The organism is Pseudomonas sp. UBA6315 (assembly GCF_002438125.1).
Classification (GTDB): domain Bacteria; phylum Pseudomonadota; class Gammaproteobacteria; order Pseudomonadales; family Pseudomonadaceae; genus Aquipseudomonas; species Aquipseudomonas faucium.
Window position 1 is genome coordinate 1 of record NZ_DJTF01000103.1, and the last position, 11,693, is coordinate 11,693.

General features: G+C 64.4%; 11 protein-coding genes. 8 read left to right on the top strand and 3 right to left on the bottom strand.

Features of this window, described 5'->3' with window-relative positions:
- Positions 1–215: 215 nt before the first annotated feature.
- Positions 216–1,103, top strand: coding sequence for a threonine/homoserine exporter RhtA (gene rhtA, locus B3E94_RS13165; protein ID WP_176516249.1), 888 nt, complete (start codon positions 216–218; stop codon positions 1,101–1,103).
- Positions 1,104–1,291: 188 nt separating this feature from the next.
- Complete coding sequence (locus B3E94_RS13170) at positions 1,292–1,573, top strand: hypothetical protein (protein ID WP_176516251.1); 282 nt, start codon at positions 1,292–1,294, stop codon at positions 1,571–1,573.
- 49 nt (positions 1,574–1,622) lie between these two features.
- On the opposite strand, the gene B3E94_RS13175 is transcribed toward B3E94_RS13170, so the two are convergent.
- Positions 1,623–3,431 carry an aminopeptidase P family protein gene (locus B3E94_RS13175; protein ID WP_286913842.1) on the bottom strand — a complete coding sequence of 603 codons (1,809 nt, stop codon included), beginning with the start codon at positions 3,429–3,431 and terminating at the stop codon, positions 1,623–1,625.
- Between the two features lie 182 nt (positions 3,432–3,613).
- Here B3E94_RS13175 and B3E94_RS13180 point away from each other — a divergent pair, with 182 nt between their 5' ends.
- Both B3E94_RS13180 and B3E94_RS13185 read left to right on the top strand, forming a co-directional pair.
- On the top strand, positions 3,614–4,732 hold the full coding sequence (locus B3E94_RS13180) for a DUF3182 family protein (RefSeq protein ID WP_286913843.1): 1,119 nt from the start codon (positions 3,614–3,616) through the stop codon (positions 4,730–4,732).
- The gene (locus tag B3E94_RS13185; RefSeq protein ID WP_176516258.1) at positions 4,716–5,486 is read left to right on the top strand and encodes an alpha/beta hydrolase family protein; all 771 of its coding nucleotides are present in this window, start codon (positions 4,716–4,718) and stop codon (positions 5,484–5,486) included. Before B3E94_RS13180 ends, B3E94_RS13185 begins: the two co-directional genes overlap by 17 nt.
- Here B3E94_RS13185 and B3E94_RS13190 read toward each other — a convergent pair.
- Positions 5,465–5,845: an antibiotic biosynthesis monooxygenase gene (locus tag B3E94_RS13190; RefSeq protein ID WP_286913845.1), complete on the bottom strand. Its 381-nt coding sequence runs from the start codon at positions 5,843–5,845 to the stop codon at positions 5,465–5,467. The genes B3E94_RS13185 and B3E94_RS13190 overlap by 22 nt on opposite strands.
- 87 nt (positions 5,846–5,932) lie before the next feature.
- Here B3E94_RS13190 and soxR point away from each other — a divergent pair, with 87 nt between their 5' ends.
- The gene (soxR, locus tag B3E94_RS13195; protein ID WP_176516263.1) at positions 5,933–6,391 is read left to right on the top strand and encodes a redox-sensitive transcriptional activator SoxR; all 459 of its coding nucleotides are present in this window, start codon (positions 5,933–5,935) and stop codon (positions 6,389–6,391) included.
- 80 nt (positions 6,392–6,471) lie between these two features.
- Entirely contained in the window at positions 6,472–7,020 is a 549-nt protein-coding gene (locus B3E94_RS13200) for a cysteine hydrolase family protein (RefSeq protein ID WP_286913846.1), read from the top strand.
- 10 nt (positions 7,021–7,030) lie between these two features.
- Here the strand turns inward: B3E94_RS13200 and B3E94_RS13205 are convergent, their stop codons facing one another.
- Positions 7,031–7,594 carry a helix-turn-helix domain-containing protein gene (locus B3E94_RS13205; RefSeq protein WP_286913847.1) on the bottom strand — a complete coding sequence of 188 codons (564 nt, stop codon included), beginning with the start codon at positions 7,592–7,594 and terminating at the stop codon, positions 7,031–7,033.
- A gap of 84 nt (positions 7,595–7,678) precedes the next feature.
- Between B3E94_RS13205 and B3E94_RS13210 the strand changes: the two genes are divergently transcribed.
- Both B3E94_RS13210 and B3E94_RS13215 read left to right on the top strand, forming a co-directional pair.
- On the top strand, positions 7,679–8,629 hold the full coding sequence (locus tag B3E94_RS13210) for a DMT family transporter (RefSeq protein WP_286913848.1): 951 nt from the start codon (positions 7,679–7,681) through the stop codon (positions 8,627–8,629).
- A 149-nt stretch (positions 8,630–8,778) separates the two neighbouring features.
- The coding region (locus B3E94_RS13215; protein ID WP_286913849.1) for a monovalent cation/H+ antiporter subunit A at positions 8,779–11,693 on the top strand (2,915 nt) is incomplete at its 3' end.

Here is an 11,693-nt window from a genome sequence, read left to right on the forward strand (position 1 = left end):
CACTACCTGGATTAAGTAACTCTTTGAAATTCAAGGAGTTTCTCGTTCCGACTACGCTGGAAGTGGGGCGCATTATAAGGGGATTCGAAACCCCGTCAACCCCTGCCGTTCATTTATTTGAAAGTGCGACCCCCTTTGCACCTTGCACCGCTACCCAGCATTTGCGCACTATAGTGCTCACCCAGCCCCACCCCTCTAAGGATTCCCTTCCACAAATGAACACCCAGCCTCGCAGCCTGGCCGCCATGCTCTTCCCTGTCGGCTTGCTGCTGATCGCCATGGCATCGATACAATCCGGCGCCTCATTGGCAAAAAGCATGTTCCCCATCGTTGGCGCACAGGGCACCACAACCCTGCGCCTGGTGTTCGCCAGCATCATCATGCTGGCGATCCTGCGCCCATGGCGCGTGCGCATGACCGCCAGCACCCTGCGCAACGTGGTCATCTATGGCATGGCGCTGGGCGGCATGAACTTCCTCTTCTATATGGCCCTGCAGACCACGCCGCTGGGTATCGCCGTAGCCCTGGAATTCACCGGCCCGTTGGCGGTTGCCCTGTTCGCCTCGCGACGGGCTATCGATTTTCTCTGGATCGGCTTGGCAGTCGCCGGCCTGCTGCTGCTGATTCCAATCGGCGACAGCGGCCAGCCCCTGGACCTGACAGGCGTTGGTTATGCATTGGGCGCGGGAGTCTGCTGGGCGCTGTACATCCTCTTTGGGCAACGTGCCGGCGCTGAACATGGCATTCAGAGCGCGGCATTGGGCGTCGTGGTCGCGGCCTTGTTCGTGGCCCCCATCGGCATCGTCCATGCTGGCAGCGCATTGCTCACGCCCGCGCTCATTCCCTTGGCGCTGGGCGTGGCCGTCCTCTCGACCGCCTTGCCTTACAGCCTGGAAATGGTTGCCCTGACCCGCATGCCCGCACGCACCTTCGGCACCCTGATGAGCGTCGAACCTGCGATCGGTGCACTTTCCGGGCTGCTGTTCCTGGGCGAGGTACTGAGCGTAAGCCAATGGCTGGCCATTCTTGCCATCATTGCCGCCTCTGTAGGCGCTACGCTTTCGATGCGCCGCGACAGCACACCAGCAGTAGCCGCTGACTGATTTGAGAAAACTTTGCATTTGTGACGGCATTAGCCATTGTGGCGCCCCGCCTCGCTGATTAAGCTGTCACAAAAGCATAATCTTTACGCTATCTACTTGTACGCGCACGGATGCCGGGGAATTCAGGAAGAAACGCAGCGATAACTGAAGGGTAAGGCACAAAGCCAACCCTGCATTTAAGGACAGGAATGAAACGTATTTTGCTCATCCTGGCCGTTTTGGCCATTGCTGGATGCGCCGCGACGGCCAAGACTGAGGTCAAACAGGGGAAAAAAGGCCTGCATATCAATTGCTCCGGTCTCTCCTCGTCGTGGGACAAGTGCTACAGCAAAGCGGCCACCTCCTGCAGCAAACGTGGCTACAAAGTCGTTGCGCGCTCGGGGGACACCGATGAAGAGCCGGGTGACTACCTGTTTGGCATCAACCCTGCCGGCTACACCAGCCGAAGCATGATCGTCATCTGCAAGTAATAAAGAAGGGCAGCCCATGAGCTGCCCTTTTTAATAGCCTCCCGCCCTCTTACAACGGCGCAGTACGCGCCTGCAGCCAGGCCAGTGCGTCGCCCTTGAGCAATGGCGCGATACGTTCGCGCACGGTTGCGTGATAACCATTGAGCCAGCCCAGCTCTTCCTGGGTCAGCAGTTCCGGCAGCAGGCAGCGGGTATCAATGGGGCACAACGTCAAGGTTTCGAAGTTCAGGAAGTCGCCGAACGCACTGTTGCCGGCTTCGCGGTTCACCACCAGGTTCTCGATACGTACCCCCCAGGCACCCGGGCGATAGGTGCCGGGCTCGATCGAGCTGATCATCCCGACCTGCATGGCTGTCTGTGGTGTGGTTGCCGCCTGGTAGGCGATGACCTGCGGCCCTTCGTGCACGTTCATGAAATAGCCCACGCCATGGCCGGTCCCGTGGCCATAGTCGACCTGGTCTGCCCAAATTGGCGCACGCGCGATGGCATCGAGCAGCGGCGAGAGAATACCGCGGGGGAAGGTGGCCCGTGACAGGGCGATCACCCCCTTGAGCACGCGCGTGCAGTCCTGCTTCTGCGCAAGGCTCGGCGTACCCACCGGGACCATCCGGGTGATATCGGTAGTACCGCCCAGGTATTGCCCGCCCGAATCGATCAACAGCAAGCCATCCCCCTCGATTACTGCATGGGATTGCTCGGTCGCCCGATAATGCGGCATCGCGCCATTGCCATTGAAGGCGGCAATGGTGGAGAAGCTCAGCGAGACGAAATCGGGCCGGCGCGCCCGTGCAGCGCTCAATTGCTCATCGATGGTCAGTTCGGTGATGACCTCCTTGCAAAGATGCGCCTCGAACCAGGCGAAGAATTCGCACAAAGCCGCGCCATCCTGCTCCATGACCCGGCGGATATGCACCAGCTCTTCGGCCCCCTTGCGCGATTTGCTCAAGGTGGTCGGGTTCAGCCCTTCGACCAACTGCACCTGGCCGTCCAGGTTCTTCAACAGGCCGCACGTCACCCGAGCAGGGTCGACCAGCAGCCGGCTGCCTGCAGCCAAACCTGCAAGCGCCTGCTGCACCTGCGGGTAGTCACGCACCTCGATGCCGTCCACCTCGAGCACATGGCGCAAGTGATCATCGAGCTTTTCGGCACCCACGAAGAGAATGGCTTGTTCCTGGCTGATCAGCGCAAAGGAGACGAACACCGGGTTGTAGGACACATCGCTGCCACGCAAGTTGAACAGCCAGGCGATGTCATCGAGGGTGGCCAGGAAATGCCAATCAACCCCCTTCTCCGTCAGGGTGCTACGCAGCTGGGCCAGCTTTTCGGCACGGCTCACCGTGGCATGCGGCGGCAGGTGTTGGTACACCGGGTTGCCTGGCAATGCCGGGCGCCCTTCCCAGACCCTGCCCAGCACGTCAAGGTCTGTCACCAGGCGCACCCCACGAGCGCTCAGGCGCTCTTCGAGCTGACGCGCCGAAGCCAGGGCCATCACCGCGCCATCCACGGCCACGGCGCCGCCAGCGACGACGTTGTCACCCAGCCACTCCAGCGCACCCGGCTTGCCCGGCTGCAGCTTCATCAGCTCGATGCCACTGCCCGCCAACTCTTTCTCGGCTTGCTCCCAGTAGCGGCTGTCGGCCCACAGCCCGGCAAACTCCGGCGTGACCACCAGCGTGCCGACCGAACCCTCGAACCCCGACAGCCAGCGGCGCCCTTGCCAGTAGCCCGGCAGGTATTCGGACAGATGCGGATCTGCCGAAGGCACCAGCAGGGCATCCATACCCGCCTCGGCCATCACTTCGCGCACGCGCGCCAGGCGCTGCGGCACACTCTGCTCTATCGTGGTCTGAACGTTCATGCGCACTCCTGCGGACACATCTTGGTTGATCCAGGATGACGATAATGGAACAGCCATCCCAGCGCTGCAATCATCCAGGCCCAGGCAACGCCCGTGTGCAACGCCCCTACCTTCGATCGACTGCGGCTGAACTTCCCGTGGGCACAAGCTTCACAACCAGTACATTCCCTGCAGACAGGTCGATGCCCATGCCCAGCGCCTGCGACCCGAAGACTGCCGTCGTGCTGCTCGACACCCGCGAACACACCCCGGAGCACGAGCGCGCCGTACACCTCAAGCTCGCTGCCGGCCTGGCCCAGTTGCTGGGCTGTGCAACCGCGCACAACGTGCAAACGCCCAGTGCTGCGGACAACTTCTATTACCTCCCCACCGAAACCCTGATCGACCCGGCTCGCTACGCACCGATGGGCATCCGCAGCGAACAGGACCTGTTTGGCGGCCTGGTCAGCCATCCCTACATGGCCACCAAGGCAATTTCCCACCCGCTGCCTGCCAACGCCACGTTCCCACCCGGCTGGACCGATGCCTTCGCCCAGCAGGCCAGTGACGCCCTGCTGCGCGGCTACACCGTCTTCAGTAGAGCCGACGCCCGCCGCGCAGCGCAGTTGCTGTTGCTCGATGGCCCCGTTCGGTTCAAGCCGGTGCTGGCCTGTGCCGGGCGCGGGCAAAAAGTGATCACCCAAGCGGACCAACTGGAGCCGCTGTTGGCCGACCTCGATGACCAGGACCTGGCCCTCTGGGGCCTGGTGCTGGAAGAAGACCTGAGCGATGTGCAGACATTCAGTGTCGGCCAGGTTCGCGTTGCTGGCATAACCTGCAGCTACCACGGCACCCAGCAATTGACCCACGACCACCAGGGCACCGAAGTCTACGCAGGCTCCGACCTGGTAGTGGTGCGCGGCGGCTACCAAGCCTTGCTGCAGCTGCCCCTGGAAGATCATCTGCGCCTGGCGATCAACCAGGCCATCACCTACGAGCAGGCGGCGGAGCTGCACTTCCCAGGCTTCATTGCATCGCGGCGCAACTATGACATCGCTCGCGGCAGCAATGCCCAGGGCCACCTGCGCAGCGGCGTGCTCGAACAATCCTGGCGCCCGGGTGGCGCCAGCAGCGCCGAGCTGCTGGCCCTGCAGGCATTTGCCGGCGACCCCGCCCTGCAACGGCTGCGCGCCTCCACCCATGAAGTGTTCGGCAGCCACGACCTGCCCGCCGATGCCACCCTCTTCTATCAAGGAAACGACAGTGAACTCGGACAACTCAGCAAATTCGCGCGGATTCGCGAGCATGACCATTCAGAGTGAAAGCGTAGAGCTGCAGGTGGACAACGGCAGCATCGCCGGCACGCTGGTCAGCCCCGGCAGCAAGATGCCCGGCATCCTCTTCGTCCACGGCTGGGGTGGCAGCCAGCAGCGTGACCTGGCCCGCGCCCGGCATATCACCGGGCTGGGTTGCGTATGCATGACCTTCGACCTGCGCGGCCACGAGAAGACCGAGAACCAGCGGCTGACGGTAACCCGCGAGCAAAACCTCAAGGACCTGCTGGCCGCCTATGACTGCCTGGCCAATCACCCCGCCGTGGACAGCAATGCCATCGCCATCATCGGCAGCAGTTATGGCGGCTACCTGGCCACCTTGCTGACCCTGCAGCGCCCGGTGAAATGGCTGGCGTTGCGGGTACCGGCGATGTACTGGGATGACCAATGGGACACCCCCAAGCAAGCCCTCGACCGCCAGCGCCTCAATGCCTACCGCCAGCGCCCGCTCGGCCCGGCCGACAACCGGGCCCTGGCCGCCTGCGCGGAATTCGCCGGCGATGTGCTGCTGGTCGAATCCGAACAGGACGACTACGTCCCGCACACCACGCTGATGAGCTATCGCTCGGCGTTCATCGGCGCCCATTCGCTGACCCACCGCATCGTCGACGGTGCCGACCACGCGCTCTCCAGCGAAGAAAGCCAGAAGGCCTACAGCTCGATCCTGGCCGCCTGGATCAGCGAGATGGTGATCGGTGCGCGCCTGGACCGCTACCCGCACTACGCACCGTGGTACGCCTGAAGCTCGCCCACCTGGCAATGCAGGCCGCCGTCGGCGCCGCGCACCAGGCTGCGTAGCGCCTGGTAGGCAGTAAAGTTGACGCCCCGCGCCTGGTGCTGGCTGAGCAGGTCGAGAAACGGCTCTTGTGCGAAGCTTTGTGCCGCCGTCGCCCACGCCTGGCGCGACTGCCACTGCAAGTACTGCAGCACCCGGCTGCCGTCATCGCTGGCCTGCACGCTAACCCCCTGCAGCCCTTCGCAACGCAAAGCCAACTCCTCGCTGCGCGTGACCAGGGCCTGGGCCAATGCGGCCTGGCGCGAAACCGGTACTTCGTATTCGATCATCTGGGTAAACCACAAAGCATGCGGCGTGGCCGTCATGGTCAGTCTCCTTGCTTCGGACGCTTGCAGCGCGATGGCCAGCAGGGTAAAACCTCCAGTTAACTCAAGGTCAAGAGCTTTTTGCGCATGCCACGCCCCACCTCGACAGCGCAGGACACCCAACTGAGCGTCGGCCAATTGGCCGCCCGCAGCGGCGTGGCCGTTACCGCCCTGCACTTCTATGAAACCAAAGGCCTGATCCACAGCAGCCGCAACACGGGCAACCAGCGTCGCTACCCGCGCGCCATGCTGCGCCGCGTGGCGGTGATCAAGATGGCCCAGCGCCTGGGCATCCCGCTGGCCGAGATCGCCACGGCCCTCGCCACGCTGCCCAGCCACCACACCCCGACCGCCGAAGACTGGCAGCGGCTATCGGCGCGCTGGCGTGAGGACCTCAGCCGGCGCATCGATGAGATGGTGATGCTGCGCGACCAGCTGGACGGCTGCATTGGCTGCGGCTGCCTGTCGCTGAAGGAGTGCCCGCTGCGCAACCGCCAGGACCACCTGGCCGAAGCGGGGCCAGGGCCGCATCCACCCGCGCCGTGATTGCGCGCTATTTTCCGGCAGTACAGCGCTGCAGCACCTATAACTAGCGTCTGGCCACAACGATCGCCACAGGAGGCAGCATGAGCAAGCAGGCGTTGATCATCATCGACATCCAGAACGATTACTTCCCCGGCGGCAAATGGACGCTCGAAGGCGCCGAGCAGGCCGCCGACAATGCCGCAAGGCTGCTGGCCGCAGCGCGCCAGCGCGGTGACCTGGTGGTGCATGTACGCCATGAATTCGAAGCAGCCGACGCCCCCTTCTTCGCGCCGGCATCACCCGGTGCGGCGATCCACAGCAAGGTGCAGCCCCAGCAAGGCGAGCCCGTGGTACTCAAGCACCAGGTCAATGCGTTTCGCGATACGCCCCTCAAGGGCACCCTGGACAAGCACGGCATCGAGGCCCTGACCATCGTCGGCAGCATGAGCCACATGTGCATCGACGCCGCCACTCGCGCCGCGGCCGACCTCGGCTATGACGTCACCGTGGCGCATGATGCCTGCGCCACCCTGGCGCTGGACTTCGATGGCAAGCAGGTGCCGGCGGCGGACGTCCATGCCTCGGCAATGGCCGCGCTGGCGTTCGCCTATGCCAAGGTGGTGAAGACGGACGAGCTGCTGCACCGATGACAGGTCGCGATCAGATCACCACGTTGCGCACGAAGCGCGTGGTCACAGCGCCATCGTTGCGATACGCGTACCGGCAGTTGCTGGCAAACACATGGAACTGGCCGACCTGCAGGCAGTGCTCGACCTCTTCGATGATCAGCGTGAGCTGGCCTTCGGCCACGTAGATCTGCTCGCTCCACCCCTCGGCGTCGGCTTCGCTGACGTAGCATTCGCCTGGCGCCAGGGTCCACTCCCAGATTTCCACCTCGCGCCGCGCCGCGCTGCTGGCCAGCAGCACCGCCTTGCTCTGCGGGTGCACCCCTGCCCAGGCCAGTTCGTCGATACGGCTGGGGTCGCGCTGGTCGGGTGCCTGGATGAGCGTACTGAACGCCACCCCAAGGGCCTCGGCGATCAAGTCCAGGGTGGTCAGGCTGACATTCTTTTCGCCTGCCTCGATTGCCACCAGCATCCGCCGGCTGACCCCGGAGCGCTCGGCCAGCGTGGTCTGGCTCATGGCAGCAGCATTGCGCAGGCTGCGAACGTTGAAGCTGACATGCTGCAGCACCGACGCGCGGTGCGTGGATTCTTTGTGCACTATATTGCTCACTTACCCAGGTTGCGCAGTATACTGCCCACTTTGCGCCGATTGTGCGCCGCCCCCCTCTGAGTGTGCAAGCGCATGAGCCTACCGACCAGCAGCCCGAAGACCTCCCTGTCGTTTCGCCTGAGCAAGGCCGAAATGGTTTTGGTGTTCATCACCATGCTGTGGGGCGGCACCTTCCTGCTGGTGCACAACGTCATGACCGTCAGCGGCCCGATGTTCTTCGTCGGCCTGCGCTTTGCTGCGGCGGCCTTTTTCGTCGGCCTGGTGTCGGCGCGGGCACTGCCTGGGCTGACCTTCACCGAGCTCAAGGCCGGGGTGCTGATCGGCGTGACCATCATGCTCGGCTACGGCTTGCAGACCATGGGCCTGCAGACCATCAGCAGCAGCCAGTCGGCGTTCATCACCGCGCTCTACGTGCCGTTCGTGCCACTGTTGCAGTGGCTGGTACTGGGGCGCCGGCCAGGGCTGATGCCCAGCATCGGCATCTGCCTGGCGTTCATCGGCCTGATGCTGCTGGCCGGGCCTCAGGGCGGCGCCCTGCATTTTAGTGAAGGCGAAGTGGTCACCCTGGTCAGCGCCGTGGCCATCGCCGGCGAGATCATCCTGATCAGCCGCTACGCAGGCCAGGTCGATGTGCGCCGGGTGACCGTGGTGCAACTGGCCACCGCCTCGCTGCTGGCGTTCCTGATGATCGTCCCGACCCAGGAGCGCCTCCCCGACTTCTCCTGGCTGTTGCTGCTCAGCGCGCTCGGCCTGGGTGCCATGAGCGCGGTGATCCAGGTGGCGATGAACTGGGCGCAGCAATCGGTATCGCCAACCCGCGCCACCCTGATCTACGCCGGGGAGCCGGTGTGGGCCGGAATAGTTGGGCGCATCGCCGGCGACCGCCTGCCCGGCGTGGCGCTGCTGGGCGGTGTGTTGATCGTGATGGCCGTGGTGGTGAGCGAACTGAAGCTGCGCCGCACCCGCGAGGCCAGCGAGCCCATCGAGATAGCGCACGATCAGGAACACGAAACCGGCCGGTAAAGCGCGCAACTGCAGCTATGCTTTGTAAAAAACTGTTATAAAAAAATGGCTTGTCACGCCATGTTTGTATGATTCTGCGACAGCTTGCGTGTTGGTGATCACCTGCTCGGCACGTATGATCCTTGCAAACCTTTCCAGAATAGAACGCTATGTCATTGATAGTGCTACTGCTTCTGCCGTTCGTGGGCAGTTGCCTGGCAGCTGTGCTGCCGCACAACGCACGTAATGCCGAGTCCATCCTTGCGGGGCTCGTGGCCCTGGTCGGCACGGTCCAGGTAGCACTGCTGTACCCCCAGATCGCCGACGGCGGCGTCATCCGCGAAGAATTCCTCTGGTTGCCCAGCCTCGGCTTGAACCTCGTGCTGCGCATGGACGGCTTCGCCTGGCTGTTCTCGCTGCTGGTGCTGGGCATCGGTAGCCTGGTGTCGCTGTATGCGCGCTACTACATGTCGCCACAAGATCCGGTGCCGCGCTTCTTCGCCTTCTTCCTGGCGTTCATGGGTGCCATGCTCGGCCTGGTGATCTCCGGCAACCTGATCCAGCTGGTGTTCTTCTGGGAGCTGACCAGCCTGTTCTCGTTCCTGCTGATCGGCTACTGGCACCACCGCGCCGACGCCCGCCGCGGCGCCTACATGGCGCTGATGGTCACAGGGGCCGGCGGCCTGTGCCTGCTGGTGGGCGCGCTGCTGCTTGGCCATGTGGTCGGCAGCTACGACCTGGACAAGGTGCTGGCCGCTGGCGATGTCATCCGCCAGCATGCGCTGTATCCCGTGCTGCTGCCCCTGATCCTGCTCGGTGCGCTCAGCAAGAGCGCGCAGTTCCCCTTCCATTTCTGGCTGCCCCACGCCATGGCGGCGCCCACGCCGGTCTCTGCCTACCTGCACTCGGCGACCATGGTCAAGGCCGGGGTGTTCCTGCTCGCGCGGCTGTGGCCGGTGCTATCGGGCAGCGAGGAGTGGTTCTGGATCGTCGGCGGCGCCGGCGCCCTGACCCTGCTGCTGGGCGCCTTCGCGGCGATGTTCCAGAACGACCTCAAGGGCCTGCTGGCCTATTCCACCATCAGCCACCTGGGCCTGATCACCCTGCTGCTGGGCCTGAACAGCCCGCTGGCGGCCGTCGCCGCTGTGTTCCACATCCTCAACCATGCCACCTTCAAGGCTTCGCTGTTCATGGCCGCCGGCATCATCGACCACGAAAGCGGCACCCGCGACATCCGCCGCCTCAGCGGGCTGATCCGCCTGGTGCCCTACACCGCGACACTGGCCATGGTCGCCAGCGCCTCGATGGCGGGCGTGCCGCTGATGAACGGCTTCCTGTCCAAGGAAATGTTCTTCGCCGAGACCGTGTTCATTTCCTCGACCGCCTGGGTCGAGGCCGCGCTGCCGGTGATCGCCACCCTCGCCGGCACCTTCAGCGTCGCCTACGCCCTGCGCTTCACGGTCGATGTGTTCTTCGGCCCGCCCGCCCAGGACTTGCCGCACACCCCGCATGAACCACCTCGCTGGATGCGTGCGCCGGTCGAGCTGCTGGTGCTCACCTGCCTGGTGGTCGGCATCTTCCCCGCACAATCGGTCGGCCCGCTGCTGGCCGCCGCCGCCCTGCCCGTGGTGGGCGGCACTCTGCCAGAATACAGCCTGGCCATCTGGCACGGCTGGAACGCCCCGCTGATCATGAGCCTGGTGGCCATGAGCGGTGGCGTCGTGCTCTACCTGCTGCTGCGCAACCAGCTGCGCCTGGGCCGCTTCCCGAACCCGCCGCTGATCGAGCGCTTCAATGGCAAGCGCCTGTTCGAACATGGCCAGGTGCGCCTGATGCTGCTGGCCCGACGGGTCGAGAAGCTGCTGACCAGCCGCCGCCTGCAGTCGCAACTGTTCATGCTGGTGCTGGCGGCCTTCCTCGCCGGCCTCACGCCCATGCTGTACAGCGGCCTGAGTTGGGGCGAGCGGCCCAAGATCCCGGGCTCCGGCGTGTTCGTCGCGCTGTGGCTGATTGCCATTGCCTGCGCCATCGGCGCTGCCTACCAGGCCAAGTACCACCGCCTGGCCGCACTGATCATGGTCAGCGTCTGCGGCCTGATGACCTGCATCACCTTCGTCTGGTTCTCCGCACCCGACCTGGCCCTGACCCAACTTGTGGTGGAAGTGGTCACCACGGTGCTGATCCTGCTCGGCCTGCGCTGGCTGCCACGGCGTATCGAAGGCGTCTCGCCCTTGCCCGGGAGCCTTGAGCGGGCGCGTGTGCGGCGCTTGCGCGACCTGGTGCTGGCCATCCTGGTCGGCGCCGGCATGGCCGTGCTGTCCTACGCCATGCTGACGCGGCCCACGCCCAATGACATCTCCTCGTTCTACCTGAGCCGGGCCCTGCCCCAAGGCGGTGGCACCAACGTGGTCAATGTGATGCTGGTGGACTTCCGCGGTTTCGACACGCTCGGCGAGATTACCGTGCTGGTGGCCGTAGCGCTCACCGTGTTCGCCCTGCTGCGCCGCTTCCGCCCACCCAAGGAGAGCATGCAGCTGCCTTCCCAGCAGCGCCTGCTGGCACCTGACGTGGTCACCGACCTGATCAACCCACGCCATGCCACCGACACCGCCCTGGGCTTCATGATGGTGCCAGCGGTGCTGGTTCGCCTGCTGCTGCCGATCGCCCTGCTGGTGTCGATGTACCTGTTCATGCGCGGCCACAACCAGCCAGGCGGTGGTTTCGTCGCAGGCCTGGTGATGTCGGTGGCGTTCATCCTGCAGTACATGGTCGCCGGTACCCAGTGGGTGGAGGCACAGATGAGCCTGCGGCCGCTGCGCTGGATGGGCACCGGGCTGCTGTGCGCCACCCTGACCGGGGTCGGTGCCATGCTGCTGGGCTATCCGTTCCTCACCACCCACACCGCCCACCTGCACCTGCCGCTGCTGGGCGACGTGCACGTGGCCAGCGCGCTGTTCTTCGACATCGGCGTGTACACCGTGGTGGTCGGCTCGACCCTGCTGATCCTCACTGCCCTGGCGCACCAGTCGGTCCGCGCCTATCGCCCGGGCAATTCGTCGAAAACCAGCCAAGCAGGAGCCGCCTG